Raw genomic sequence first — 26,429 nt, forward strand, 5'->3', positions numbered from 1 at the left:
GATTTGAACCCGAATCCGGGAAACTGTCTTGGTGACAATGGGCTAAGATAAGGGTCGTGACTAATTATGCGAAGCTTCCTGACCTGTCCACTGTTCCGACCCCGCCGGCGCACGGCTCCGGCGTGAGGGTGCGTTTTTGCCCCAGTCCTACCGGCACCCCGCATGTCGGCATGGTGCGAACCTGCCTGTTCAACTGGGCTTATGCTCGTTCCCAGGGGGGTACTTTCGTGTTTCGCATCGAGGACACGGATGCGGCGCGTGACTCCGAGGAATCCTTCAACCAGATTATTGATTCCTTGACTTGGCTGGGGTTGGACTGGGATGAAGGCGTGGGTAAGGGCGGGCCACACGGACCTTACCGTCAATCCGAACGAATGGATATATACCGCGAAGTCGCGGGGCAGTTGCTGGAAGCTGGGTATGCTTACGAGTCGTTTTCCACCCCGGAGGAAATCCAAGCCCGCCATGTGGCTGCGGGGCGCGACCCGAAACTGGGTTATGACGGTTTTGACCGCGATATGACGGCCGCCCAGCGCGAGGAATATATCCGTCAGGGGCGCAAGCCGGTGTTGCGTCTGCGGATGCCCGACGAAGACATCACTTTCACTGACTTGGTGCGCGGGGAAATCACTTTCAAGGCTGGTTCGGTGCCGGACTATGTGATTGTGCGCGCGAATGGGGATCCGCTTTATCCGCTGGTGAACCCGATTGATGATGCCCTGATGGAGATTACGCATATTTTGCGCGGCGAGGATATTTTGTCTTCCACCCCGCGTCAAATTGTTTTGTATCGTGCGCTTTACGCCTTGGGAATCGCGAAGTTTGTGCCGTATTTCGGGCATTTGCCCTATGTGATGGGCGAGGGCAACAAGAAACTCTCGAAGCGTGATCCGGAGTCGAATCTGTTGTTGCACCGCCAGCACGGGATTATCCCGGAGGGTTTGGTGAACTACCTGGCGCTGCTGGGATGGTCAATAGCCCCGGATCGCGATATTTTCAGCCTCTCAGAAATGGCGGCGGCGTTCGACATCAAGGACGTGAACCCGAACCCGGCACGCTTCGACCAAAAGAAATGCGATGCGATAAACGCTGAACATATTCGCTTGTTGGATACGGACGACTTCATGAGGCGCTTGGTGCCTTTCTTGGCGGAAACTGGGACGGTGTCTGGCGATAATTTCGAGGCGCTGACCGCCGAGGAGCAGCGCCTGGTGGCCGCCGCTGCCCCCTTGGCGCAAACCCGCGTGGTGCAGCTGAATCAGATTACGGATTTGATTGGTTTCCTGTTTAGCTCCGAGGTGTGCTATAACGACAAGGCCGTGGGTAAGCTAAAAGATTCCGCGCCGGTGGCGCTGTCGGGAGCGGCCAGCGCTTTGGAAGCCGCCGCCGCAGACGTTTGGGGTGATACCGAGGCTATCCACCAGGTGTTGAACGAGGCGCTGATTGATGGTTTGGGGTTAAAGCCGCGTGAGGCCTTCGCACCGCTGTTTGTGGCGGTGACGGGGACTAATGTTTCCATTCCGGTTTTTGACTCGATGCGGATTTTGGGACGTGAAGAAACTTTGCGACGTTTAGCTAGTTTTTGCGCTAAATATTGTGCCACAAATGGTAGCTAGATTGATTTATGATATAACTTCTCTCAAATCCGATTTCGCCAGGTGGAAGTATGTTAGGTTCTAGCTTCACTAGTCCCGACGGTTGATTTTAAAACACCTTGTGTCGCGGTTTCTAATTCTCGGGGCGGGCTTAATGACTCTAGGAGTGGGAATTGGATAGAGAGGAAATTTAAATATGCTATTGCGGTGAAAACCACCTTTGTGGCCGTATCGGTTTTTCTGGGATTTTTATCAACCACCGGGGTGTGTTTTTGCCGGTAAACATGCTCCGGTGTGGACAGCTGGAGAAGGCACCACACTCATGAATACCGGCAGGGTAGTATATTTTCGCGCTCAGTACGCGTAGAGTACCCCGGAGTCTTTTATTGTTCAGTAAACAACGCTATTATTGAGGTAAGAATCCTGGTCTACCGGGTTTTGATGGGGTAGTTCTCAATCTTCTTTTTTAGGATTGGGATTGTGAGTTCAAGGAGTAGTGAATTGAGTAAAAAATTTCGTTTTACTATTGCAGTTAAAACTGGCTTAGCCTCGGCTGTTGTTGCTGTTTTACTGCTGGTTATGCTAGTTTATATGGTGGTTTCAGTCCGGTCCTACGAGGGAGCTTTCCGCTCGGAGATTGATTATTATAAATCCGTCTCCACGACAGAAAATGCCCGCATTACCTGGACCAAAATGCGTTCAGAGGAGGCTAAACTTGCGACACAAATTCAGACTTGGACGGTAACTAAAGTTGGTTCAGACAATCCGAATGCCACTGCGGTGGCGGATGCCTTGGAAACGGTCAACCAGGATTTGCAAAAGCTGCAATCATCCAAGTTAACCGGGAAGCAAAGGCAGATTGTTGATGCTATGGGGGCAGCCGCTGCGGATTACGCGAAGCGGTGGCAGGCATTTATTACCGGTGTCTCGGAGGATCGCGTGTCCACAGCGGCGGCAGCCGACGAATTCGGGATTTGGCAAACCGATAATGCTTATGCCTTTACCAATAAGGCTGCAGAGCTGTTGGATACCTTCGCTCAGTGTCGCAAGGATGCTGAGGAGCTGCAGAATTCGATTCACCGTACTGCACTGATATTTGCCGGGGTACTGTTACTGATTGCCGTGGTCGTTGTGACAGTGATGACCCGCAAGATGGTTACGTCCTTGACTCGTTCCGCTAAGGCTCTGTCTGCTGGCATGGATCAACTGGCGGAGGGTGATTTCACCGTCGAGGTTTCCCGGGGAAGCACTGACGAAGTCGGTGATATGAGTGAAGAGTTCAATCAGGCTATGAGTCGGATGCGCGATAGTATCCGCAACACGGTGACTTCGGCCGAGGAAGTGGTGGGAATCACTTCTGGTATTGGCGATGGTGCCCGTAACGCGGTAGAGGCCGCTCAAAAGGGCGCTGATTACATCAACAGCGGAGCGGCTGCCGCCGAGCAAGTTTCTCGTTCGGTACAAACCGTGGCGGCTGGTGCCGAGGAAATGAATGCTTCCATTAAAGAAATTTCCTCCAATGCAAACTCTGCTGCCGGGGTTGCCAAGGAAGCTTCGGAAGTGGCACAGCAAACTAATGAAACTGTGGCGAAACTGGGCGAATCCTCTAAGGAGATTGGCGAGGTTATCGAAACGATTACCGCAGTGGCTCAGCAGACCAACCTCTTGGCTTTGAACGCCACAATTGAGGCAGCGCGTGCGGGTGATGCCGGTAAGGGCTTCGCCGTGGTGGCCTCGGAAGTGAAAGACCTGGCGGCCGAGACCGGTCGCGCCACCGAAGAAGTTGCTATCAAGGTGGAACAGATTCAAACCGACACCCAGGCGGCGGTTTCAGCCATCGAGGAAATTTCTAACATTATTGCTTCTATCAATGATTACCAGACCACGATTGCGGCGGCGGTAGAAGAACAAACCGCAACCACTAATGAGATGTCGCGGTCAGTATTGGAGGCCGCTGATAGTTCCCAGACAATCGCGGAGAATGTGGCGCATATCGCCAAACAAACCAATGAGTTGGCACAGCAGTTCACCGAAATGAATGAGCGTATGGATGGTCTGTCCGGCCAGTCACAGGATTTGGCTTCACGCTTGAATGAGCTGAAGTACTAGGGGGGAGACAAGACAATGACGATGAATACGCCAGATATGGCAACTACTAACCGCCAGGTTGAGAGCAAAGATTCCAAGATTCGGTGCAATGCCAGGGGAAAGAAGCTGCGCCGTGTTCCGCTGTCCATTCAGTTGGGAGCCATCGGGGCTTCCGGGGTATTGGGGCTGTTGATTATGCTGCTGACCTTTGTCATCGGGATTAACCTGTATGCCGGTGCCTCCAATGCCTATACCCAAGAGGAAAGCGATGTGGAACTGGCACAGGCGCTGAATCATGACATGTTGCGCCTGATTGCCTCTGAAAGCGAGGTTAAACGCCTGTCCCTGCTAAAGACCACGATTGAAGAGGACGTGCGAGCTTCCCTGGTTCAGGGGCATACCAAAGAGGTTAACGAATATATCGATTTGACGGATAAGAGACTAGAGGAATTGTCCAAGATTAAAGATCCGGATATCGCCAAGATTGTGGCTCAAACCACGGAAGTTACCGAACAGTTCCACGATGCAATCAAGCAAATCATGCAACTGTATGGTCAACGTAAATACGAAGAAGGCGGCGCGATTGACGTTTCTTCCTATGTCAATGATCTTGGCACTCTGATTCCGCAGATTGTGGAGGCTTCGGAAGCCAAGATGGATGTCGCTGTGGATCAGGCCGTTAGCATGCGTGTTGCTATGGTTACCCTTATGGTGGTGGTATCCTTGGTAATCCTGGTAATTTCGTTGGTGATTGGTATTCTGGTTCGTCGTACTTTGCGCAAGACCGTTACCTTGGCCGGGAACACCATTGGAGCTATGGCCAACGGAGATTTTACTGCCGAATCACAGCTCCTCATGAACGACGAGGTAGGTGACGTTTCCGTCAAGCTGAACTCCACCCAGGCATCGTTGCGTAGGCTGGTGGGCTCGGCAGCGGAAGTCGCGGGTGAAGTCAACTCGGTGGCTACTGAGGTGGGGCAAGGGATTAACGATGCCTATGACGAGACCCAGGAAGTTATTGCCCAAACCAAGGTGGTGGCGGGAGCCGCTGGAGATGTCGCCCAGTCGATTCAGACTGTGGCGGCTGGTGCCGAAGAGATGGGGGCTTCCATTCGTGAAATCTCTACCAATGCTAACGAGGCCGCTCGGGTGGCTAATGATGCGACTGAGGTGGCGAAGCGGACTAATGAAACTGTGGCGAAGCTGGGGGTTTCTTCCCGTGAGATTGGTGATGTGGTAAAGACTATTACCGGGATTGCGGAGCAGACGAATTTGTTGGCCTTGAACGCTACGATTGAGGCCGCTCGGGCTGGCGAAGCCGGCAAGGGCTTCGCGGTGGTGGCTGGTGAGGTCAAGGACTTGGCTCAGGAAACCGGGAAAGCCACTGATGAAATCACCGCGAAGATTACTGCTATTCAGTCCGATACCGATGGAGCGGTGGCGGCCATCGAGCGGATTTCCGAAATCATCCAGCAAATCAATGACTACCAGACCACGATTGCGGCGGCGGTAGAGGAACAGACTGCTACCACTAATGAGATGTCGCGCTCTGTCTCGGAAGCCGCCAGTGGCTCTGGCGAGATTACCGACACCATCGGACAGTATCAAACCCTGGCAGAGGACTTTAGCGACAAGGTCGTGTCCTTGCACAAGACCTCGAAGGGATTGGTAACATCGGCGCGCACTATGGATGGCTACATTTCTCAGTTCAAATACAAGGAAACAGCGGAGGGGGAAGTGTGATTTGCGCTGGTGAGAGAAATCGGGTAGTCTGAACTCTCGGTGCTTCGATTTGGCAGCGTTTTTTCGCTCTGAATTGGGCACGGCACCATGGGGTATGGTGTAATTGGCAGCACGAGTGATTCTGGTTCACTTAGTCTAGGTTCGAGTCCTGGTACCCCAGCGCCCCTATCGTCTAGCGGCCTAGGACATCGCCCTCTCACGGCGGTAACACCGGTTCAAATCCGGTTGGGGGTACTGCTAAAAGTTATGGCGTGCGGCAAAAGCCGCACGCCATAACTTTTAGCAGAATGCAGGCTTCTGGCAGTGCCAGGAACCTGGCTTTGGTACAAAGCCAGAGTTACTACTGCATGTAAGCCCAGTTACCGTTCGCGTCGAAGATGAATTTATCGCCGGGGTACTGTCCCAGTTTCACTAACGCGATAACGAAGTCAATCAGCCACCACAGCCCTAGCGTCATCCAGTTGCACAGCAGCATCAGAATCCCGATGCCAACTTGACCGCGCAGGAAGCGGTGTACGCCGAAACTCCCGATGAAGAAGGTCAGAACAACGTAGAGCACCTTGTCGACTTCGCGGAAACCCATCGGGAGACCCGAGGAAGTCCCGTATCCGAAATTTGGCATGCCCTGGTTTGAGCTGCCCTGACCCGGGTAGCTTTGATTGGGAAGCCCCTGGTTCGATAAATTTTGGTTTGGAAGCGGGGCATATGGATTATTTAGTGGCATATTGTTACTCATGTTCGCTACCCTACCATGTTGAATGCCGTGGAGACGCATAGAAACCTCGAAATTATTCGGGGTGCCTCGCTTGCATTTCACATCTTGAGATGTCAGTATCGTGTTATGGACAAGACAGAGGAGAACTCCGGGGTTGGGGTGCTGGATAAAGCCGTGGCAATTCTGTCACAGCTCGAGGCTGGCCCGGCTAGCCTGTCGCGGCTGGTGGCCACTACGCACCTCGCACGCCCCACGGTATACCGACTGGCGGTAGCCTTGGAACACCACCGTTTTGTGAATCGGGATGCGCGGGGGCGTTTCATCTTGGGGCCGCGTTTCGCGGAACTGGCCGGTGCGGCGGGCGATGACCAGCTGTTGGCGATTGCCACCCCCGTATTGACTGCTTTGCGTGACCATACCCACGAATCCTGCCAGCTGTTTCGCCGCCAAGCTGACCAGCAAATCTGTGTGGCGGCTGTGGACCGTCCCATCGGGTTGCGTGATTCGGTTCCTGTGGGGGCGCTGCTGTCGTTGCGTGCCGGATCCTCTGCCCAGATTTTGCTGGCCTGGGAAGAACCCGAACGGATGCACCGTGCGATGCGCGGGGCGGTGTTCAATGTCACCCAGCTCTCGGAGGTACGGCGGCGCGGTTGGGCGCAGGCAGTGGGGGAGCGTGAGGTTGGCGTGGCCTCAGTGGCAGCGCCCGTTCGCGGGGCGAATGGGCGCGTCGTGGCGGCCGTGTGTGTTTCGGGGCCTATCGAGCGTCTGGGGCGGCAGCCCGGGCGCAATCTTGGTCCGGCGGTGGTAGCCGCCGCGCAGCGTCTGTCCGAGTTCTTGCGGCGCGAGAGCGACTAGTCGCCATTCCACAACGGAATATTGCGTCCCGGAATCGCCTCTATCAAATCCCGAGTGTAAGCCTCTTGCGGACGGTCGAAAATCACGTCCACCGACCCGCGTTCCACCACGCGCCCCGATTGCATCACCACGACCTCGTCGGCCATCTGGCGCACCACCGCTAAATCGTGGGTGATGAACAGGTACGTGATATGCGAATCGTGCTGGATATCGGCCAAAAGCTGCAGAATCTGTTCTTGCACCAAGACGTCCAGGGCGGAAACCGCCTCGTCTAAAACAATAATCTCGGGTCGTAGCGCCAAAGCGCGGGCAATCGCCACCCGTTGACGCTGCCCCCCGGAGAGTTCCCCAGGATAGCGTCGCATCGCCGAACGCGGCAAAGCCACCGCATCCAGCAGCTGCGCCACGCGTTCCTCACGCTCTTTGCGCCCCCCGAAATGGTGTACCAACAGGGGTTCTTCGATACAGCGGTACACCGAAAACATCGGATTCAAAGACGCGTACGGGTTTTGGAACACGACTTGCAGTTTGGCGCGCATGTCGAACAACTCCCGGCGTCCCAGGGTGGATAAATCGGTGCCCTGATAGTAAACCTTGCCTGAGGTGGGGTTAATCAGGTTCAAAATAATATTCGCCACGGTGGATTTACCTGACCCGGATTCTCCGACCAAGGCCAGGGTGGTGCCGCGCCGCAAAGAAAATGACACTTCATCAACGGCTTTTAGCTGTTTTGCTTCGCCCTTGGCGCCGCGAATATCGAAAATCTTGGTCAGTTTCTCGGCGCGAATGATTTCTTTGTATTCCTCGGGATGAGCCATACCGTGGGTCAGCAACTCGGTGGAGGTCTCGCCGCGCGCCTTGGCGGCCTGAATCCGCTGGGAGGCCAGGGATGGCGCGGCCGACACCAGGCGTTGGGTGTAGGGATGCTGGGGCTGTCCCAAAATATCCAAAGCCGGCCCGGATTCCACGACGCGACCCCGGTGCATCACCACCAGGTGCGAAGCGCGTTCGGCCGCGAGTCCCAAATCATGGGTGATGAACAGCACGGAGGCTTCGCGTTTTTCGGTAATGGTAGCCAGGTGATCGAGAATTCGACGTTGCACCGTCACATCCAAGGCAGAGGTCGGTTCATCAGCAATCAGCAGTTGCGGTTCCCCGGCGAAACCTATGGCTATCAGCGCGCGCTGGCGCATCCCCCCGGAGAATTCGTGGGGATATTGTTTCACCCGCCTGGTGGCGTTGGGTAGCCCGGCTTCTTCCAGCAGTTCCACGACCCGCTCGTCTTCTCGGCCTTTGGCTTTGCGGTTCGCGGTCAAGGCTTCTTTGACTTGGAAACCTATCTTCCACACGGGGTTCAGGTTGGACATGGGGTCTTGGGGCACCATCCCGACATGTGAGCCGCGCAGAGCCACTTGTTGTTTCTTGTTCAACGTGGTGATGTCGTGGCCGCGGAACAGAATCTTGCCGCCGACGATTTTCCCGGTGCCGGGCAAAAGTCCAATAATGGCGGCGGCGGCAGTGGACTTGCCGGATCCGGATTCGCCCACGATAGCAATTGTTTGCCCGGGATAGATTGTGAAGTTGACTTTGCGTACCGCGGGCACCATTCCGGTGGTGGAACGAAAGGCGACTTCGAGGTCGACAACTTCTAGCAGAGGCATGGTTTCGCCGTTCTTGGCTGCCTGGTAGGACACGGATTTCAAGATGGTTTCCTCGCCGGTGGCTTTCATTTCGGCGGCGGTGGCGGGGGTATCGACATGCAGTTGTCCCGCCTCGGTTGGTGCGATGGTCGCCGTGGGAGCCGTTTTGGTTTCGGCTTCACGAGGTGCCATCTGGGTTTCCTGGCTTGCTTCGCTCATTTTTTCCTCGCTTTCGGATCGAGTGCGTCCCGAACCACGTCACCCATCATGATGAAACTCAACACGGTTAAAGCCAGAGCCCCGGCTGGATAGAACAAGACCTGTGGGGCTTGACGCAGTGCTGTTTGCGCCCTAGAAATATCCCCACCCCAACTGACTACATTGGAGGGCAGCCCCACCCCCAGGAAGGACAGGGTGGCTTCGGACACAATAAAGGTTCCGAGCGCTACGGTGGCATAGACAATCATCGGGGCGATGGCATTGGGCACAATGTGGCGCAGGATGATTTTCCACTTGTTTTCCCCCAGAGCTTTCGCGGCGGTGACGAATTCCTCGTTTTTGGTTTGCATCACGGCACCCCTGGTAATGCGGGCAATCGAAGGCCAGCCGAATACCGCCAGCACCAGCACTACAGTGAAAACGGTGCGGTTGTCACGAAACATTTGCATCACGACGATGGCTGCGAGAATAAACGGTACCGCAAAGATAATATCGATGATACGCGAGAGAAAAGCGTCTACGAAGCCACCGAAGAACCCGGCGAGAGTTCCAAAGGCTCCCCCGATAATCACCACCATGAAGGTGGTTAACAAGCCAACTATTACCGAGGCTCGTGCTCCGTGGATGGTGCGCGCGAAAATGTCGCAGCCTTGCCGGTCATAACCGAAGGGGTGACCCGCTTTGGGTGGGGCATAGGAGTTCGATAGTTCACAGAAGTTCGGGTCTATCCGAGTGAACAGTTGCGGGAAGGCCGCCATAACGATAGAAAAGGCAATGATAATCGCGGCTATCCAAAACAAGGGGCGCTTGCGCAGGTATTTCCAGGCTTCGCCCCACAGCGAGGCGGGAGCAGAATCATCGGCTACAGCATCGACCGCGCCCAGACCGGTTTCGTCAATATCCGACACGTAATGTTTTTGGGCGGGAAATGCGAGCTTGGCGGTGGTTTCAGGGTTTTTCGTGTGGTCACTCATTACGTCCTCCTTATTCGTAGCGGATGCGCGGGTCGAGGGCGGCATAGAGTAAATCCACCAACAGGTTTGCCACAATATAAACTAAGACCAGTACCGTGGTAAATGAAACCACGGTGGCGGGTTCACCTTTAATAATTGCTTGGTAGATGTTGCCGCCCACCCCGTTGATGGCGAAAATCCCTTCGGTAACAATGGCACCGCCCATTAGGCCGCCCAGGTCGGCTCCGAGGAAGGTCGCCACGGGAATTAGCGAGTTACGCAAGATATGTACGCGAATTACGCGCCCGTTTTTTAAGCCCTTGGCTTTAGCGGTGCGCACAAAGTCAGCACTGGTCGTTTCGGAGACGGATTGGCGGGTGAGTCGCAGCACGTAGGCGAAAGATACGGCGCCCAGCACAATGGCAGGCATTAGCAGGGAAACGAAATTATCTTTACCCGCCACAGTGGTGGGCAGCCATCCCAGTTTCACCCCGATTATGAACTGCATCACGAAGCCAATCACAAAGGTCGGCACCGCGATGACGAACAGGGAAACTATCAGCACAGTCGCGTCAAAGACACCACCGCGCCGCAACCCGGCAATGGTGCCGAAAGTAATTCCGAAGATTGCTTCGAAAGCCAGTGCCATAAACGCGAGTTTAATGGTGACGGGGAAGGCGGAGGCCATTACTTCGGTGACCTCACGTCCCGAAAATGTCAGCCCGAAGTCAAAAGTCATAATGCCTTTGAGGTAGAGCAAATATTGGACTATAAATGGTTTATCCAGATTATATTTGGCTTTCAAGGCGGTTTCAGCAGCGGGTGGGAGACCCCGATCCCCGCCGAGTGCCGCGATGGGGTCACCGGGCATCAGGAATACCAGCGCGTAGATAATAAAGGTGGCACCGATAAGCACTGGAATAATCTGGAGGAGTCGTCGGCCAAGGTATCGTAACAACCCTGCCTCCTTCCATGTTTACTTAGACAATATAGTTTCTATCTTACTTGGTAAATAGGTGGTAAAACAAAATTCGTGGCTCGGAGGAAACTCCGAGCCACGAATTTTTCAGGTTTTAAACTCGGCGCTTAGCAGCCTCCACCTACTTGGCAACCTGGTAGAGCAAAGGCTTGGAGTGCCAGTCAAAGACGACACCCTTCACGCCCTTACCGAAGCCACCTACCACATTGGAATACCACAGGGGAATGGCCGGGAGATCTTCGAACAGGATTTCTTGAGCCTGGTCGTAAATCTTGTTAGCCTCCGCCTGATCTGAGGTATTCAAGGCTTTATCCAGCAGTTCGTCGAACTTCGGGTTGGAGTAATCCCCGTCATTAGACGAGGCTTTGGTGCCGTATAGCGGCTGCAAGAAGTTGTACGGCGAGGGGTAATCCGCCTGCCAACCGGTACGGAAAGCCGCCGTAATCTTGCGACTCTGGACATCGTCACGCAAGGACTTCCAATCGGCGTAGGGCTTGCCTTTCGCGTCGATACCCAAGGTGTTCTTAATAGAGTTCATAACGGCATCCACCCAAGCCTGGTGACCTCCATCCGGGTTGTAAGCCAGCTCGAAAGAACCCGACCAGGGGGATTTTTCATCGGCTTTCTTCCACAGCTCTTTAGCTTTTTCGGGGTCGAACTTCACAACCTCTTTACCTTTGAGGTTGTCATTGTGTCCGGGAACTACCGGGGCAATGAAATCCGTGGCGGGGGTACGGGTACCTTGGAAGACTTTGTCGCAGATTTCCTTACGGTTAATCGCATAGGACAGGGCTTGGCGGCGTAGTTTGCCTTCTTCACCTTGGAACCGCTTGTCATTAGCGGGGATAGTAAAGGACTGGAAAACCGCCGAAGCTTTGTTTACCGCCCGTTTACCAAGTTCATTTTGGAAAGTGCCGAAAGCCGAATCGGGAATCGCGTCCAAAATATCGAGCGTTTCGCCCAGCAAGTCGTTGTACGCGGCGTCTTGTCCAGAGTAAATCTTCATGGTTATCCCGCCGTTCATAACCTTGCGCGGCCCCTTGTAATTGGGGTTAGGGGTGAGGGTAATCTGGACATTGTGCTCCCAGTCACCTTTTTTAACTACGTAGGGGCCGTTACTAATTGGCGCATCCCCGAATTTAGCGACTTTGTCCGGACTGCCAATTCCAGCCTCGGGCATGGGGAAGTATGCGGAATAACCTAAACGCAAGGGGAAATCAGATTCCGGTCGTTTCAGCTTTACCGTGAAGGTCTGGTCGTCCACCACATTCAAACCAGACATGTCCACGGTGCCCACGCCGCTACCTTTAACCTGAGCCTCGGCATCCTTTACGGCATCGTCGTAGCCTTCCACGCTTTCAAAGAAAGAAGCGCTCACCATGTTCTGTTTGACAGTCTGGTTCCAGGCATCCACGAAAGATTTCGCGTTCACCGCCGACCCATCCGAGAACTTCTGGTCGGGTTTAATTTTAATTGTCCAAGTTTGGTTGTCGTCTGACTTAATCGATTCGGCCATTTCCAGCTGAGTCTCGCCCTTTTCATCATAAGATTGCAAACCAGCGTAAATATGGTCAATTACCAGCCCACCGGCGACCTCGTTCGTGTTTCCGGGAATCAAGGGGTGTTGCGGTTCAGTGTTATTTACGGTGATAACCGCGTCAGTTTTGACAGGCTTGTCATCCGCCTTTTTGTCGGTGTCGGCGCTGGCGCCGCCACAGGCGCTGAGAGTTAAGGCCATAGCGGCGGTAAGCGCCATGGTGGAGAGTAGTTTCTTTTTCACTAGTTAGCCTCCAAAATTTATAGTTGAGCCAAGAGAATATCCGGGGATTTCTTCAGCCTACGTCAGCCACTTTTTGTGGGTGAAACCCAGTCTAGATGTTATGGTGCGGATTTATCTAATCCCTCTCAATATGTGAGAAAATGAGACGCCAAAAATTCTTGGCACCTCATGAACCCGACGCACCCAACGCAACCCCCGCCGTAACGATAGAATAAGACCGAAACACCCACAGAAAGGCGAGCGAATGGCGGTTTTACGAGTCAACGGCGGGCGACCCCTGCGCGGGGAAATCACGGTGCGCGGGGCAAAAAACCTGGTTCCCAAAGCGATGGTGGCTTCGCTGCTTTCCGCCGCGCCTTCGACCCTGGCTTCCGTACCCGATATTCGCGACGTAGAAGTCGTGACGAAACTGTTGGAACTGCACGGGGTCGGCGTGGTCTTCGACAAAACCACGCGGGTATTGCACCTCGACCCGCAAGGCGTACACACCGCCCCAGTGGCGCAAATCGACCAACACGCCGGGTCTTCGCGCATCCCGATTCTGCTGTGCGGGCCACTGTTGCATCGGCTCGGACACGCGGTAATTCCCAACCTGGGGGGCTGCAATATCGGCGGGCGCCCCATTGATTTCCATGTGCAAACCTTGCGAGCCTTTGGCGCGGAAATCGAAAAACTGTCCCACGGCATCGAACTACGCGCCCCCCACGGCCTGGAAGGCACGAAGGTCGAATTGCCTTATCCCTCGGTCGGTGCCACCGAGCAAACCCTGTTGACGGCGGTGCGCGCCCGGGGTATCACCGAACTGCGCGGAGCCGCCGTGGAACCCGAAATCATGGATCTAGTCGCGATTTTGCAAAAAATGGGGGCGATTATTTCCGTGGACACCGACCGGGTCATTCGTGTGGAAGGAGTCGAGGAACTGCGCGGCTTTCAACACACCGCCCTGCCCGACCGTATCGAAGCGGCCTCGTGGGCAGCGGCGGCTCTGGCCACCAACGGCGACATTACGGTGCGCGGGGCGCGCCAACAGGACATGATGACCTTCCTGAATGTGTTTCGCAAAGTCGGCGGGGATTTCGACATCACCGAGGACGCCATTCGGTTCCGGCGTGTCGCGGGGGCGGCGCTGCGCTCCATTGTCTTGGAAACCAACGTGCATCCCGGTTTCATGACGGATTGGCAGCAACCCCTGGTGGTAGCGTTGACCCAGGCAGAAGGCCTGTCGATTGTGCATGAAACCGTGTACGAAAATCGCTTCGGATTCACCGAGGCGCTGCGCCGTATGGGGGCGACAATTCAGGTCTATCGTGAATGTCTGGGGGGATTGCGCTGCCGCTTCGGGGCGCGCAATTTCTATCACTCGGCGGTGATTTCCGGGCCAACCCCCTTGGCCGGAGCCGAGATAGACGTCCCGGATTTGCGCGGTGGTTTTTCGCATGTGGTCGCGGCTTTGGCGGCAGCGGGCACCTCGCGGGTCTCTGGGGTAGACATTATTAACCGGGGCTACGAGGATTTCATGACGAAACTGCGAGCCCTCGACGCGGATGTGGAGTTGGTGTGATGTCCTCTAAACCCTCTAAGCCTTCTAAATCCTCTAATGAACCCGAAATCAGGCGCGCTATCGCGCAGTTTTCCCGGCCTTTCCGTAAAAACCGCTGGGGACGCCCCGCGATGGGAGTGGTGTACTTCCTCGCGGCGTGGCCGGTGCGGTGGTTGTTGATTCTGCTCATGAGGCGCGAGTACCAAGGCGCCGAAAACCTGCCCAAACGGGGCGGTTTTATCGCGGTATCCAACCATGTCACAGAGCTCGATTCGGTAACTTTCGGGCATTTCTTACTCGCGAATCACGTTTCGGTGCGGATTATGGTGAAAGAAACGATGATGCACTGGCCGGTGGTCGGGTTTTGCGCCAAGCATTCCCGCATGATTCCAGTGTTTCGGGAATCCGCCCAAGCCAAGGACTCCCTGATTGCTGCCCGCGCGGCGCTGCAGGTTGGCGAGGTCGTGGGGATGTTCCCAGAGGGTACCTTGACGCGCGATCCCGGATTATGGCCAATGAAACCGCGCACCGGGGCGGCTCGGCTCGCTTTGGAGACGCGCGTGCCGGTGATTCCGGTGGCTCAGTGGGGGGCGCATCGCACCCTGGAACCCTATGGCAAGTGGCGTTTCCCGCCGCGCGGCCGGGTGCGGGTCATCGCGGGGCCGCCGGTCGACTTGGCTGATCTTTACGGTAGGTTTGACGATCATGAGGCGATAATCGAAGCGGCCGGCCGCATTTCCCAGGCTCTGACTGGCCTGATTGCGCAAATGCGTCCTGGGGAAACCCCACCGGAAAAACTGTGGGATATGAAACGCGACGGCGACCGGTATCATCGCGACAGGCACCGGAAGAGTGCGGGTTGCGGAAACCCGAACGGGGGGAAAAAAGAACAACGCCCGGATGCCGGGCAAGCCCCTCATGAACCCGCCAAACCCCCGGCGGAAGAATAACCGGGGGAAACATGTTTCGTAAGGCACGCCGCGACGGCTTCGAATCCGAGATTTGGGACACGAAAACCAAGAAAACCATGATTGTCACTTTTGTGTTCTTTGCCACTGGGATGCTGCTGGCCTGGCAGTTCGGCCAGATTCACGGCGAGGCTGGCGAACGACCCGCCGATGTGGGGGCACGCGAGACCCAGTTTTGGAACCGAATCCAGTATTTGAACCCCGGGTATCCGGTGGATTTGCGCGCGGATGCCACCGAGATGGGCTGGCGGGTGTGTACGAAACTCGAAGCCGGGTGGTCGCCAACCCGCGTCCTGTCGTTTATTTCCCAGACAAACGAGAGCGCCGCCTCGAAGCTGCCCACACCGGCATCCCAGGTGCTGTTCTGGGTGGGTTTAGAGCAAAGCGCGGTGCTGTCGCTGTGCCCCGACCAGGCCGGGAAACTCGAAGGTTGGATGGAAAATCTGGAGCCGAAGCCTCCGGCTATTCCGGAAGAGGCATGAAACCAGGACAGGGGTGTGGATTTGAGCTTTGTTATTCAAGGCTAGGGTGGTGACAGCAAATCGTTACCATCGCTTAATCGCCTCTGCCGTTAAGCGCGGTGTCGTCAAGGCTGTGCCCTGGCGCCGCACCGCTCCAGGGCTGGTAACATAACTTCTATGACACAAAACGCGAAAACCCGGGTAGCGGTGATTTTTGGGGGATCTTCTGGGGAACATTCCATATCTTGCGCCACCGCCGCCGGTGTGTTGGAACATATTGACCGTAACCGCTTTGAGCCCGTGCCGATTGGGATTACCCGGGGTGGGGCGTGGGTGTTGATGCCTGACGAGGTCGAGGCCTTGCGACTCCAAGATGGTCAGGGTGCTGAAGTGACAGACAACGGCACCTTCGTGGCCTTGGTGCCGCAAAACCAGCACCTGTTTTTTTGGGATACTCGCGTCGCGGATTCCCCGATTCGGGATTTGGGTCGTATCGATGTGGTGATGCCCCTGTTGCACGGGCCTTACGGCGAGGACGGCACCATCCAGGGGTTGTGCGAGATGGTCGGGGTGCCCTATACGGGTTGTGGGGTGACCGCTTCGGCTCTGTGCATGGACAAGGGCTACACGAAACAGGTTTTGGAACGCGGCGGGATTCCGGTGGGCCGGTTCCATGTCATTACTGATTATGCGTGGCGTCACCGCGAGTCGGCGGTGCCCGCCGAGGTGTTGGATTTCGGTTTACCGGTGTTCGTGAAGCCCTCTCGGGCGGGGTCTTCATTAGGGGTGAGCCGAGTTGAAGCGTGGGAAGAATTCGAAGCGGCCGTCGTGGCAGCGCGCCGCCACGATCCGAAGGTAATTGTCGAGGCTGGGGTAGTGGGAGCCCGCGAAGTGGAATGCGCGGTGTTGGAAGGCCGGGACGGCGCTGCTCCGCGTACCGCGTTTCCCGGCGAAGTGGTGATGAAGCAAACCCCGGGAATGTATGATTTTGAAAGCAAGTATTTCGCCCAGGATGCGGTGAGCCTGTCGATTCCCGCCCAGATTCCCGAACTGGTCGCCAAGCGGATCTGTGACTATGCTCGCCAGGCTTTCGAGCTGGTCAGCGGCGAGGGTTTGGCGCGGGTGGATTTCTTTTATGTCGAGGAAACCGGGCGTTTGATTTTGAACGAGATTAACACCATGCCTGGGATGACGCCCTTTTCTCTGTTCCCGGGGATGTGGGAGCACATGGGGATGCCTTATCAAGATTTGGTGACGGAACTGATAGAAATCGCCCTGTCGCATCCGCAAGGGTTACGGTAGGATTATTTGAACTTGAACTTGGACTTGGACTGAAAGGGCGAAGATGTCAGACGATAAACTGATTTTGGTAATGAGTACCGACACTCCCAAAGGGCTGTCCGGGGACGAAGACCTGTGTGAGGCCTTGCGGGAGCACGACATCGAACCGGTGTTGCGTAATTGGGACGACCCGAGCGTGGACTGGTCCGAGGGTCGTTTCGCGGTGTTGCGTTCCACCCCGAATTATGCTCACCACCGTGAGGAGTTTTTGCGGTGGGCGCGTAGCGTGCCGAAACTGTTGAATTCCCCCGATATTTTGGAGTGGAACACGGATAAGCACTATCTGCGAGAACTAGCCAAGCGGGGGATGCCGATTATTCCCACTATCTGGCTGGAGCCAGACGCGAACCTGACAAAGCATCAGGTTCATACCCGATTTCCTTCCCACGGGGATTTTGTGGTGAAGCCTACGATTTCTTCGGGGGGGCGCGGCGTGGGTCGCTATACGGCGACTTCAGCGGTTTCCCGGATGGAGGCGATTCATCATGCTATGGATTTGTTGTCCCAAGGTTCCGGGGTGATGATTCAGCGTTACCTGTCCCAGGTGGAAACCCACGGTGAGGTTTCGGTGGTGTACTTTAATGGTGTGATTTCGCACACTGTCCAAAAGAGCGCGATGTTGCATGCGGCCAGTGACGAGCCAGAACCAGAGGAAATTGTTACCGCGCGGTATTCTTCCCAAGAGGAATGGGGTTGGGGTGAAGAGGTGCGTCGTTATGTCCACGACCAGATTAAACGCACCACCAAGCACGACACCCAGGTGTTGTATAACCGTATTGACTTGGTGCCGGACGGTAAGGGCTCGTACTATGTGATGGAGATTGGCCTGGTAGAGGGCAATATTTACTTGGATTCCGCCCGTGAAGCCGTCGAGCACTTCGCCGACGCTATCGCCCAGCGGTTCTATTGGTAAAAGGGGTGACTATTGGATTGCTCGCTCAATAGGCTGGCGGTATATAGCTGTATTTTGAGAGGAGTATAAAATGTCCTTTCCCCCCCGCAGGTTTGCATAATCCCTTGGGACAGGGGTATCCCCAGAATTCGCCGAGGTTTTGAAAACGCAAGAAAGCCATAGAAGCGGCTACCAGCGTAGTTGCAAGTTCGACATGAAGCCTTTGCAATCAGACAAACTGCCGTTCTTGGCGATTTCAGCGGTTCAAGAGGGCGGCGGCTGGTACGTTTCTTTACGGGCTACCCTGAACAACTGGGTGAGCCTGGCGCTGGATGAGGAAAACCGCGACACTGTGGAAACCTGGTCTAAATCCCAGGACAACGCTTGTGACGATTCCTATTAAACCCGAAAAACCGGAACGAGGGCATCCGGGTAACCAACCGGCCGGATGAAACGTTTTGGGTCGCCCCAGATGGGGCGACCCAAAACTTCGGTTAAACAATATTCAAAAAGTCTTACTTCACGTCCTTGTCCACCCAGTCGAAGGTTCGGCTGACGGCTTTCTTCCACAGACGCAAGTTGCGGTCGCGTTCCTCGGCGGGCATCTGGGGACTCCAGCGTTGCTGCTCCTGCCAGTTATTGATGACATCCTGGGTGCCAGACCAGTATCCCACCGCAATACCTGCCGCGTAAGCCGCGCCCAGTGCCGTGGTTTCCGCTACCTGTGGCAACACCACGGGTACGCCTAGCATATCGGACTGGAACTGCATCAGGATATCGCTCTTAGTCATGCCGCCATCCACGCGCAGCTCGCCCAACTTTACCCCGGAGTCAGCCTCCATCGCGTCCAAAACCTCGCGGGTCTGGTAGGCGGTGGCCTCCAGCGTGGCACGAGCCAAGTGACCCTTGGTGTTGTAGCGAGTCATACCAACAATCGCACCCCGGGCATCACCTCGCCAATAGGGGGCAAACAAACCGGAGAATGCGGGCACAAAGTAGACCCCACCGTTATCCTGGACGGATTCCGCAAGCGTGTCGCATTCGGGGGCGCTGTCGATAATCTTCAGGTTGTCGCGCAGCCATTGCACCAAGGAACCGGTCACCGCGATGGAACCCTCCAAAGCATAGACCGGAGCCTCGTCGCCTATCTTATAACAGACAGTGGTAATCATTCCATTCTCGGAAGGTTGCGGCTTGGTGCCAGTGTTCATCAACATGAAGCAACCCGTGCCGTAGGTGTTCTTGGCCATGCCCGGTTCGAAACAGGCCTGGCCGAAGGTCGCGGCCTGCTGGTCACCTAGGTCGCCGGCAAGCTTTACTCCCGCCAGCAAACCATCTTGGCGGCATTCGCCGTAAACCTCGGAGGAAGAACGAATCTCGGGCAACATCGACATGGGAATGCCGGCCTCTTGGCAGATGTCTTCACGCCACTTGAGAGTATGCAAATCCATCAGCATGGTACGCGAGGCATTGGTCACATCGGTGATGTGAATTCCGCCGTTTACCCCGCCGGTCAGATTCCAAATCACCCAGGTGTCGGGGTTGCCAAATAGCAAGTCCCCGCGCTCGGCGCGCTCCCGAACCCCAGGAACATTTTCCAAAATCCACATCAATTTGGTGATAGAGGCGTAAGTCGACAGGGTTTCACCCACGATAGAACGCCACCGATCTGGACCACCATTCGCAGCCAGACGATCCACCAAGTCTTGAGACCGGGTATCCTGCCATACAATCGCATTGTAAACTGGCTGACCGGTGTATTTATCCCATACAATAGTGGTTTCACGCTGGTTGGTAATACCCACCGCCGCGATATCGTGGTGGTTTACCTCGTGTCCGGTTTTAGTGGTGGCATTGGCCAATGCCAAGCCCAAGACCTCACGGACATTGAGCCAAATTTCCATGGGATTGTGTTCTACCCAACCAGGGTGCGGGAAAATCTGTTCGTGTTCCTTTTGCCCTACGGATTCCACGCAACCACTGTGGTCAAAAATAATAGCGCGGGAAGATGTTGTGCCCTGGTCGATAGCGAGAACATATGTTTTATGAGTCATCTTTGACGTCCTTTTCATGAATCGGATAGTTGGAGCGTATTCAATTGTAGCGAGGATTAATCCCCGTAAACTTTGGGGGTTTCGGGGTGCCTCACGTGAGGCGATATTGGCACCCCGAAACCAGGTTACTTCAAATAATGCTTAAGAGGGGAATGGAGGCATCATATCCATAATGCCAAACTTGCCGAAAACCAGGCCAGCGAGGATACCGCCAATGGTCGGCCCTACCACCGGAACCCAAGAGTAAGCCCAATCCGAGCCGCCCTTGTTCTTGATAGGCAAAATCGCGTGAGCCACACGCGGACCCAGGTCACGAGCCTGGTTGATGGCGTATCCGGTCGGACCACCGAGAGAAGCACCGATAGCCACGATAACCAGAGCCACCGCGAGCGGCCCCACCGCTGTTTTGGTGCCACCACTAATCAGCACCCAAGCCACCAGGACGAAAGTAGCAATCGCCTCGGTGACCAGGTTCCAACCGTAGGAACGAATCTCAGGGCCAGTCGAGAAGGTACCCAGGATTTCGGCGGGATTCTCGTGCTCGTCGTAGTGCTTCTTGTAAACCAACCAAGCCAGGATAGCGCCGACAAACGCGCCCAAGAACTGCGCCACAATGTAGGTGCAGATGGTAGCGGCGTTAACCGGCACACCGGGCACAAACTCGGTCTTACCGGCAGCCCATAAGCCTAAGGTTACGGCCGGGTTCAAGTGTCCGCCGGTACCATACGCGACGTAAACACCGATGAACACGGCCAAACCCCATCCAAAGTTAATCATCAACCAGCCGGTACCTTTACCTTTTGATTTAGCCAACAGGTTCGTGGCGACAACGCCAACCCCCAGAAGGATCAGGAACGCGGTTCCCAAAAATTCAGAGAGAAAAATCTGTCCTAAAGACATATCTTGCCTTTCTCTAGTGCTTGTAATTAATCCGAAAACCGCGAGGTCTTTCTCGCTGTTTTCTAAGTAAATTTAGTCAGCCTGGAACGTTTTTATGCTGACTAGAGTATTACCTCCCCTCTGTTGAAAGACCTAAAGCCTTACAAAGCAATTCTACCGGGTGAATTACCTCCGCGCCGGTACCTTTACGAATTTGCCACCGGCAAGTTTCAGTTTCGCATAAAGCCAGCTCCGGATTGGTAGCGCGAATCTTATTAAACAGGGGCTTCCCAATAGCCTGGGCAACCTTAAATTTCTCTTTCTTTAGCCCGTAAGTCCCCCCAATACCGCAACAGGGTTCGCCGGATTCCACGACTTTCACGCCGGGTATTGCCTCTAAAAGACGAATTGCGGGTTTCCCGATACCCTGGGATTTCACTTGGCAAGGTTGGTGATAGATAACCTCTAAGTCCATGGGGCGCAATTCCTCAACCGGGAATTCGCCTTCATCCAACAACTCGGCCAGGAACTCGCTGGTCTCGACCACCCGGGAACCCACGTCACGCAGCTCGGCGGCATCAACGCCCATAATCTCATGCGCCTCATGACGCAGCATCCCCGCACAAGACCCGGAGGAAGAAATAATCGTCAAATTATCCCCCGCCGCCCGCAAGTCGCGGCAGAGCTTCAACACCGACTTGCTGGCGGTATCGAACAGCCCATTGGACTGGGAAGCCAAGCCGCAACACCCCTGTTTCGGCACTAAAATCCGGTAACCCAGATGCTCTAAAACCCGCACGGTGGCAATCGAAGTGGAAACTTCGAAATACCCGCCGGCGCAACCGTGGAAGAACACCAGAGTGCCGCGAGCCCCCGTGGTTTGGGGGGTATGGTGCTTCCACCAGTGCATAAACGAGTGGAACTGCGCCTTGGGGGTGGGAGCCTCGGCGTGAACCCCAATCACGACTTCGACCAGTTTACGCAGCCATTTGACATCCAAAGCCCAGTTCGCAATCGGCGCGAAAGGCGTCAACAGTTTGCCTTCCAGTTCTGTCTGGGTAATCAACCGGTCACGCAACGGCATATGTCCAGCCTTCATCACCGCCCGCGCTTGGGCGTTTATCTCGGCTATTTTGACGCCCTGCGGACAAGATGTAGAACAAATCGAACACCCAGAACAGTAATCCAAGGAATGATCCACCGAATAGCCCCCGCGATAACGTTCGGCTTGCGGGCCGACGTATTTCGGCCCGGGGAACTTTTCGGTGACCCGCAACACGGGGCACTGGGTTTCACAAATCGTGCATTTCACACACTGATCCAAGGTGGCACGAGTAAAAGATGCCCGCGCGACCTCCAGGGCGGAACCCGGCTTAATCTTGACAGGTTTAGTGGCAACGCTGCTCATTTTAATTCTCCTTTACCCGCATTGATGGCTTCGCAAGCCTTGAACATCGACCCTAAAGCCAGGCCTTCCCCTGAAATCTCGCTGGCCGGGTTGGTGCCGCCCAAGGCCTCGCCAATCACATAGAGATTTTCAAAGGCTAGCGCGTCGAATTCGCTGCCTTCAGTAGCGGGACGCAACGCCTGCATTTTCTCGTTGACCATGATTCCCGACGACAAAAGCTGCTCCACCAGGGTTTTCTGGCGGGTGTCAATGGAGTGAATCCCCGTTTTTTCGGCCGCCGGTGGGGTGAAAAGCGGTAATTCAAATATCGCCTCATGAAGTGCCATATACGAATCGCGCGTCAGATTACCCGAAGCGAACCCGCCCGCCGCATCCACCACGGCATCCACCTTGATACTGTCGCTGCCCCCGGCGCGCGCCACCGTCACAGCGGTAATCACCCCATCCGCGCTGGTCACACCGGTAACCGTGGCGTTGTTGCGCATATCTACGCGCGCCTCGGTCAGTAAATCCACCAGCGCGTCATTCAGCCGTCGCCCCGCCACGCACGGTGGGGGAGTGGGAACCTCGGCCACCGGGTGGTTCACTTGGGCGGCAAAATTCCGGAAAGTTTCGGGTTTAAGCCCCACCACTGCCGGCACTAAAACGGTTTCCCCGGGCTGAGCCGCCGCGTTAATCTGTTGCGCGAACCGTTTCATGAGTTGCAAGTCGCTGTCCAGGGCACGCGCGTAATCCGTGCCTTTCACATCCGCTAAACCCCGGGCATCCAAAGATATCTCGATGGCTCGCGCGGAAACCTGGACGCGCTCGGAGCGCGCCAGGTTATCCGCAATCAACGCCGCTGGGAAATCCTTAAACTGGGCAATGCCCACCACCACCAGCTTCATGCCGTCTTGCAATACGGCATTGCGGCAGGTCAGCGGCTGAATGTAGCTTGGTCGCACCGCCCCAACCGCCGTGGGGAGCCAGGAATTCTGGGATTGTCCCACCGAGGTGACCTCGGGGTAAAGTGCCGGGACACGGCGCACTAACCAATCCACAGCTCGGGCGACGGATTCAACCCCGATACGTCGATAGGGATGCCAATCCGGCAGTTGCTCCAGTGCGGCGAAAGGCGCGGCGACTGGATCTTTGCCGATATACCCCAGCACATCCAGTGTCCCGGGGCTAAGCGGCAAACCACCAATCCCCTTGGAAATTAAGGTGACCCGGTTGTCGGTTTCCGCCAGTCGCAGCGCGGCACTCAGCCCGGCCAGACCAGCACCAATAACTAGCACATGGGGTTTGCGAGCCATCACGCGACCTCCCGTCCTTTTTCGTGGGGGTCGCCGTGGGGGCGACGACCCAGCAGGCTGGCAGGCAGCAGTGGGCAGTCTTCCGCTTTGGCGTCCGTGGGCACCCCGTGAATCAAAGCCATATCCCCGGTAGTCAGTTTCGCGTTGCTGCTGGGCGACGGCAAGCGGTTCAAATCCAGGTTGGATTCCAGCATCCAGGACTGCAGGGCAATCTCTGTCAAGGTCGAGCCATAGAGAATCGGGGCGATACCCTGCATCCGGTTGGCGTAAAACAAACGCAGCATGGTGGTCGTCACATCGGCCGCCACCGCAGGCTCCTCTGCAGGCAGGTGTTTGCGCCGCGACTCATGAGCGATACCCGCAGAACGCAACCCGCAGAAGGTACCCTGGCACGGTCCCATTCCCACCCGTAACTGGCGGCGCATATCGTCAAAGTTGGACTTTGGAACCCGCTCGAACTGCCGTGCAATCGTGTCGCGGGTCACCAACTCGCATTCGCAGATAATCTGAGTGGTGGCCAGTTCTTTTTCGACCTCGGCCAAACGATTCGAAACGTATTCGTGGTGCCCGGAGCGCGCTGATGGCACGGCTTCCTCGGCGGTGCGACACGGACGGCTTTCCCCCAAGTGCTCGCACATCACATCCACGACTTCCTGTGCCATCAGGCGATATGTCGTGAACTTGCCGCCAGCCACGGTCAGTAACCCTTTGATACCGTCACGCTCGCCATGGTCAATAATCGCCATGCCGCGCGACATATGACGGGTATCGGTGGCCTTGACTCGCGAATCCTTGAGCAAAGGGCGCGCGCCGGACCAAATGTGTACCGCGCGTGCCTTACGGAAACCGGGAATCAAATCTTCGCCCTTGTCCAACATTTTCTGGACTTCGTGGGGTTTGATGCTTAAGAAATCCGGGTGTTGCTCGGCCTGGTCGGTGGTGCCTATCACACAAATCGTGTGCCCCGGCACGATAATGTCGCCGTCGGCGGGAACACACAGCCGGTTCACCACGTGGTTGACCAGGCGGTGGTTCATCCCAATCATAATGCCACGCCCTGGCACTACGTCGACTCCCGGCGCTCCGGCCATCTGGGCGATACTGCCCGCCCACGGACCGCCGGCATTGACGATATAGCGGCAATCAATACTGACTTGGTCGTTGGTTTTTTGGTCGACGGCCTTGACCTGGGCGACCGCGCCGTTTCGTACCACAATCTCGGTGGCCAGGTGATAGGGCAGAATTTTCGCGCCGTACTCTCGCCCGGATTCCAGCGCGCCCCACACCAGGCGCCAACCGTCCACACAGCCGTCTTCGACACGGAACACGCGTTTCACGCGCGGGTTCAGGCGAGGTTCTAACCGCAGGGCTTCTTTGATGGTAATCTCTTCGGCGGGAACCTTGGTTTTGATGGCGCCGTCGCGGAACTTGTCACCGAAGTCGTCGGGATCGCCTGGTGGCATCGCGAACAGGCCGCCGGTTTCCTCGATGGCGTCCGCGTTGATGCGGCGGACGATGGCGTTTTCTTCGGCGCATTGCGTGGCGGAGTGTGGATCGGACACTACGTAGCGCCCCCCGGAGTGTAGCAGTCCGTGGAAACGTGAAGAGGTACCCTGGGCTATATCGGCGCGTTCCAGCAGTACTGCGGAAAAACCGCGCATCGCGGCATCCCGCAGTACGCCGGCTCCAGTCGCACCCCCACCGATAACTACCACATCTGCACTAAGTTGTTTCATCTTAATTTCCCCCTTCATTGGAGGCTGTCGCCGCAGCTGCGACGGTGACAACATGAGCGTGCTTCATGTTTAAGAATGGTACCCGATGCTTGGACTGATGTAGGACAAATCCCCGGAGGTAAGCGGTAAAATTGGCAAGTGTGCAAAAAGTTTCAGTTATAATGAAATTAATTTCACGGTTCATGAGGTGCCATCCGGGGACAATAGCGAGGATTCCCGAATGGCACCTCATGAAAAAAAGAAAAAACGAGAGGAGGGGACGTGAATACCCGCGAAGAACTGGCCTATCGAGCCGCGTTGATGTACTACGCACAAAACGAAACCATGGAATCCATCGCGCGACAACTGAAAGTGTCGCGATCCACCGTGTCCCGGCTGATTCAAGTGGCGCGAACCGAGGGATACATCAAATTTTCCTTCAACCCGCCACGCGGAGCCTCGCCCGGGCTACTGTCCGAGATATCCAGGCATTTCGGCGTGGAAACCTGGATGGTTCCCGTCCCGGCACGAGTCAGCGCGCGGCAACGACTGAAACTGGTGGCGGAAGTCGCCGGATCTATGATTTCCGGGATGGTACACCCGGGCGTAACCATCGGTATCGCCTGGGGAAACACCCTGTCGGCCGTGTCGGAACACCTGATAGACAACCACGTGGAGGGCGCGCGAATCGTGCAACTAAACGGGGCGGCATCTATGAGCTCCACCGGAATCTTTTACGCCGGGGGAATCATGGAGGCCTTCGGGAGAGCCTATCGTGCCCAGGTGCAATACTTTCCGGTGCCGGCGTTCTTTGACTATGTGGAAACCAAGACAATGCTGTGGCGCGAACGCTCGGTGCGTCGTGTGCTCGAGATGCAAAGCCAGATAGACATCGCGGTTTTCGGGGTCGGCAGTTTGAGCGGTAAACCCCTGTCCATGGTATATGCCGGGGGATATTTGATTCCGGAAGAGATGGAACGCCTGAAAGCGGCGGGTGTCGTCGGTGACGTGTGTACCGTGTTGTTGCGAGCCGACGGAACCTGGGAAGATTTAGAGATAAACCAGAGGTCATCCGGGCCAACTCCGACGGATTTACAGCGGATTGACCGGCGGATTTGCGTGGTTTCCGGGGCGGACAAGGCGGTGCCGCTGCTGGCGGCGCTGCGAGCCGGGGTGGTGACCGATTTGGTTATTGACGAGGAATGCGCGGTGCGGTTGATGCGGCTTAGGGGGTAGCCTGGGTGAAATGGCGCGCCGGGTTCCCTGTGCAGTTTCGTGCTGTTGATTCCGCTTTCAGCCACACTACGCA

Annotated in this window: 21 protein-coding genes and 2 tRNA genes; 13 read left to right on the forward strand and 10 right to left on the reverse strand. The window is 55.9% G+C overall.

Features of this window, described 5'->3' with window-relative positions:
• The first annotated feature begins 56 nt into the window (after window positions 1-56).
• The 5 genes from gltX to HMPREF0577_RS01090 all read left to right on the forward strand — a co-directional run bounded on the left by gltX (window position 57) and on the right by HMPREF0577_RS01090 (window position 5,660).
• Entirely contained in the window at window positions 57-1,616 is a 1,560-nt protein-coding gene (gene gltX / locus HMPREF0577_RS01070) for a glutamate--tRNA ligase (protein ID WP_036342137.1), read from the forward strand.
• A 480-nt stretch (window positions 1,617-2,096) separates the two neighbouring features.
• Window positions 2,097-3,704 (forward strand): methyl-accepting chemotaxis protein, encoded by a 1,608-nt coding sequence (locus HMPREF0577_RS01075; protein WP_004017762.1) that lies wholly within the window; start codon window positions 2,097-2,099, stop codon window positions 3,702-3,704.
• A 15-nt stretch (window positions 3,705-3,719) separates the two neighbouring features.
• Entirely contained in the window at window positions 3,720-5,426 is a 1,707-nt protein-coding gene (locus HMPREF0577_RS01080; RefSeq protein ID WP_004011805.1) for a methyl-accepting chemotaxis protein, read from the forward strand.
• 88 nt (window positions 5,427-5,514) lie between these two features.
• Window positions 5,515-5,586: transfer RNA gene (locus HMPREF0577_RS01085), tRNA-Gln, on the forward strand.
• A gap of 1 nt (window position 5,587) precedes the next feature.
• A tRNA-Glu gene (locus HMPREF0577_RS01090) sits at window positions 5,588-5,660 on the forward strand.
• A 106-nt stretch (window positions 5,661-5,766) separates the two neighbouring features.
• Here the strand turns inward: HMPREF0577_RS01090 and HMPREF0577_RS01095 are convergent.
• Window positions 5,767-6,048, reverse strand: a complete 282-nt coding sequence (locus HMPREF0577_RS01095) for a TM2 domain-containing protein (protein ID WP_004011806.1) — start codon at window positions 6,046-6,048, stop codon at window positions 5,767-5,769.
• A gap of 219 nt (window positions 6,049-6,267) precedes the next feature.
• On the opposite strand from HMPREF0577_RS01095, the gene HMPREF0577_RS01100 reads away from it, so the two are divergent.
• On the forward strand, window positions 6,268-6,996 hold the full coding sequence (locus HMPREF0577_RS01100) for an IclR family transcriptional regulator (RefSeq protein ID WP_004014567.1): 729 nt from the start codon (window positions 6,268-6,270) through the stop codon (window positions 6,994-6,996).
• Here HMPREF0577_RS01100 and HMPREF0577_RS01105 read toward each other — a convergent pair.
• The 4 genes from HMPREF0577_RS01105 to HMPREF0577_RS01120 form a co-directional block, all read right to left on the reverse strand.
• Window positions 6,993-8,855, reverse strand: a complete 1,863-nt coding sequence (locus tag HMPREF0577_RS01105; protein WP_004011808.1) for a dipeptide ABC transporter ATP-binding protein — start codon at window positions 8,853-8,855, stop codon at window positions 6,993-6,995. The two genes, HMPREF0577_RS01100 and HMPREF0577_RS01105, sit on opposite strands and share 4 nt — an antisense overlap.
• On the reverse strand, window positions 8,852-9,829 hold the full coding sequence (locus tag HMPREF0577_RS01110; protein WP_004014565.1) for an ABC transporter permease: 978 nt from the start codon (window positions 9,827-9,829) through the stop codon (window positions 8,852-8,854). Before HMPREF0577_RS01110 ends, HMPREF0577_RS01105 begins: the two co-directional genes overlap by 4 nt.
• 10 nt (window positions 9,830-9,839) lie before the next feature.
• Entirely contained in the window at window positions 9,840-10,766 is a 927-nt protein-coding gene (locus tag HMPREF0577_RS01115) for an ABC transporter permease (protein WP_004016392.1), read from the reverse strand.
• Window positions 10,767-10,908: 142 nt separating this feature from the next.
• Window positions 10,909-12,567: a peptide ABC transporter substrate-binding protein gene (locus HMPREF0577_RS01120; protein WP_004011811.1), complete on the reverse strand. Its 1,659-nt coding sequence runs from the start codon at window positions 12,565-12,567 to the stop codon at window positions 10,909-10,911.
• A gap of 244 nt (window positions 12,568-12,811) precedes the next feature.
• Between HMPREF0577_RS01120 and murA the strand changes: the two genes are divergently transcribed.
• From murA to HMPREF0577_RS01150, 6 genes are all read left to right on the forward strand, one after another.
• Window positions 12,812-14,128 (forward strand): UDP-N-acetylglucosamine 1-carboxyvinyltransferase, encoded by a 1,317-nt coding sequence (gene murA / locus HMPREF0577_RS01125; RefSeq protein WP_004011812.1) that lies wholly within the window; start codon window positions 12,812-12,814, stop codon window positions 14,126-14,128.
• Window positions 14,128-15,057 (forward strand): lysophospholipid acyltransferase family protein, encoded by a 930-nt coding sequence (locus HMPREF0577_RS01130; RefSeq protein ID WP_036342147.1) that lies wholly within the window; start codon window positions 14,128-14,130, stop codon window positions 15,055-15,057. Before murA ends, HMPREF0577_RS01130 begins: the two co-directional genes overlap by 1 nt.
• Before the next feature lie 11 nt (window positions 15,058-15,068).
• Window positions 15,069-15,557 carry a DUF732 domain-containing protein gene (locus HMPREF0577_RS01135; RefSeq protein WP_004011814.1) on the forward strand — a complete coding sequence of 163 codons (489 nt, stop codon included), beginning with the start codon at window positions 15,069-15,071 and terminating at the stop codon, window positions 15,555-15,557.
• Between the two features lie 156 nt (window positions 15,558-15,713).
• Complete coding sequence (locus HMPREF0577_RS01140) at window positions 15,714-16,838, forward strand: D-alanine--D-alanine ligase family protein (RefSeq protein WP_004011815.1); 1,125 nt, start codon at window positions 15,714-15,716, stop codon at window positions 16,836-16,838.
• A 43-nt stretch (window positions 16,839-16,881) separates the two neighbouring features.
• Entirely contained in the window at window positions 16,882-17,790 is a 909-nt protein-coding gene (locus tag HMPREF0577_RS01145) for an ATP-grasp domain-containing protein (RefSeq protein ID WP_004011816.1), read from the forward strand.
• Between the two features lie 193 nt (window positions 17,791-17,983).
• Window positions 17,984-18,172, forward strand: coding sequence for a hypothetical protein (locus HMPREF0577_RS01150; protein WP_004011817.1), 189 nt, complete (start codon window positions 17,984-17,986; stop codon window positions 18,170-18,172).
• Between the two features lie 112 nt (window positions 18,173-18,284).
• On the opposite strand, the gene glpK is transcribed toward HMPREF0577_RS01150, so the two are convergent.
• The 5 genes from glpK to glpA form a co-directional block, all read right to left on the reverse strand.
• Window positions 18,285-19,823: a glycerol kinase GlpK gene (gene glpK / locus HMPREF0577_RS01155; protein WP_004014557.1), complete on the reverse strand. Its 1,539-nt coding sequence runs from the start codon at window positions 19,821-19,823 to the stop codon at window positions 18,285-18,287.
• Between the two features lie 141 nt (window positions 19,824-19,964).
• On the reverse strand, window positions 19,965-20,723 hold the full coding sequence (locus HMPREF0577_RS01160) for an MIP/aquaporin family protein (RefSeq protein ID WP_004011819.1): 759 nt from the start codon (window positions 20,721-20,723) through the stop codon (window positions 19,965-19,967).
• 109 nt (window positions 20,724-20,832) lie between these two features.
• A complete protein-coding gene (locus HMPREF0577_RS01165; protein ID WP_004011820.1) occupies window positions 20,833-22,110 on the reverse strand; it encodes an anaerobic glycerol-3-phosphate dehydrogenase subunit C in 1,278 nt (425 codons plus the stop codon).
• Window positions 22,107-23,405, reverse strand: coding sequence for a glycerol-3-phosphate dehydrogenase subunit GlpB (glpB, locus tag HMPREF0577_RS01170; protein ID WP_004011821.1), 1,299 nt, complete (start codon window positions 23,403-23,405; stop codon window positions 22,107-22,109). The genes HMPREF0577_RS01165 and glpB overlap by 4 nt, the downstream gene beginning before the upstream one ends.
• A complete protein-coding gene (glpA, locus tag HMPREF0577_RS01175) occupies window positions 23,405-25,141 on the reverse strand; it encodes an anaerobic glycerol-3-phosphate dehydrogenase subunit GlpA (RefSeq protein ID WP_036342151.1) in 1,737 nt (578 codons plus the stop codon). Before glpA ends, glpB begins: the two co-directional genes overlap by 1 nt.
• Window positions 25,142-25,402: 261 nt before the next feature.
• Between glpA and HMPREF0577_RS01180 the strand changes: the two genes are divergently transcribed.
• Window positions 25,403-26,356, forward strand: coding sequence for a sugar-binding transcriptional regulator (locus HMPREF0577_RS01180; RefSeq protein WP_004014552.1), 954 nt, complete (start codon window positions 25,403-25,405; stop codon window positions 26,354-26,356).
• Window positions 26,357-26,429 lie beyond the last annotated feature (73 nt).

The sequence above is a fragment of the Mobiluncus mulieris ATCC 35243 genome (assembly GCF_000160615.1).
GTDB classification, from domain to species: Bacteria; Actinomycetota; Actinomycetes; order Actinomycetales; family Actinomycetaceae; genus Mobiluncus; species Mobiluncus mulieris.

Coding starts and splice junctions, on each gene's coding strand:
- HMPREF0577_RS01080 (WP_004011805.1), top strand. CDS start 3,720: ATGACGATGAATACGCCAGATATGGCAACTACTAACCGCCAGGTTGAG.
- HMPREF0577_RS01095 (WP_004011806.1), bottom strand. CDS start 6,048: ATGCCAAATTTCGGATACGGGACTTCCTCGGGTCTCCCGATGGGTTTC.
- HMPREF0577_RS01100 (WP_004014567.1), top strand. CDS start 6,268: ATGGACAAGACAGAGGAGAACTCCGGGGTTGGGGTGCTGGATAAAGCC.
- HMPREF0577_RS01105 (WP_004011808.1), bottom strand. CDS start 8,855: ATGAGCGAAGCAAGCCAGGAAACCCAGATGGCACCTCGTGAAGCCGAA.
- HMPREF0577_RS01110 (WP_004014565.1), bottom strand. CDS start 9,829: ATGAGTGACCACACGAAAAACCCTGAAACCACCGCCAAGCTCGCATTT.
- murA (WP_004011812.1), top strand. CDS start 12,812: ATGGCGGTTTTACGAGTCAACGGCGGGCGACCCCTGCGCGGGGAAATC.
- HMPREF0577_RS01130 (WP_036342147.1), top strand. CDS start 14,128: ATGTCCTCTAAACCCTCTAAGCCTTCTAAATCCTCTAATGAACCCGAA.
- HMPREF0577_RS01135 (WP_004011814.1), top strand. CDS start 15,069: ATGTTTCGTAAGGCACGCCGCGACGGCTTCGAATCCGAGATTTGGGAC.
- HMPREF0577_RS01140 (WP_004011815.1), top strand. CDS start 15,714: ATGACACAAAACGCGAAAACCCGGGTAGCGGTGATTTTTGGGGGATCT.
- HMPREF0577_RS01145 (WP_004011816.1), top strand. CDS start 16,882: ATGTCAGACGATAAACTGATTTTGGTAATGAGTACCGACACTCCCAAA.
- HMPREF0577_RS01150 (WP_004011817.1), top strand. CDS start 17,984: ATGAAGCCTTTGCAATCAGACAAACTGCCGTTCTTGGCGATTTCAGCG.
- glpK (WP_004014557.1), bottom strand. CDS start 19,823: ATGACTCATAAAACATATGTTCTCGCTATCGACCAGGGCACAACATCT.
- HMPREF0577_RS01160 (WP_004011819.1), bottom strand. CDS start 20,723: ATGTCTTTAGGACAGATTTTTCTCTCTGAATTTTTGGGAACCGCGTTC.
- HMPREF0577_RS01165 (WP_004011820.1), bottom strand. CDS start 22,110: ATGAGCAGCGTTGCCACTAAACCTGTCAAGATTAAGCCGGGTTCCGCC.
- glpB (WP_004011821.1), bottom strand. CDS start 23,405: ATGGCTCGCAAACCCCATGTGCTAGTTATTGGTGCTGGTCTGGCCGGG.
- glpA (WP_036342151.1), bottom strand. CDS start 25,141: ATGAAACAACTTAGTGCAGATGTGGTAGTTATCGGTGGGGGTGCGACT.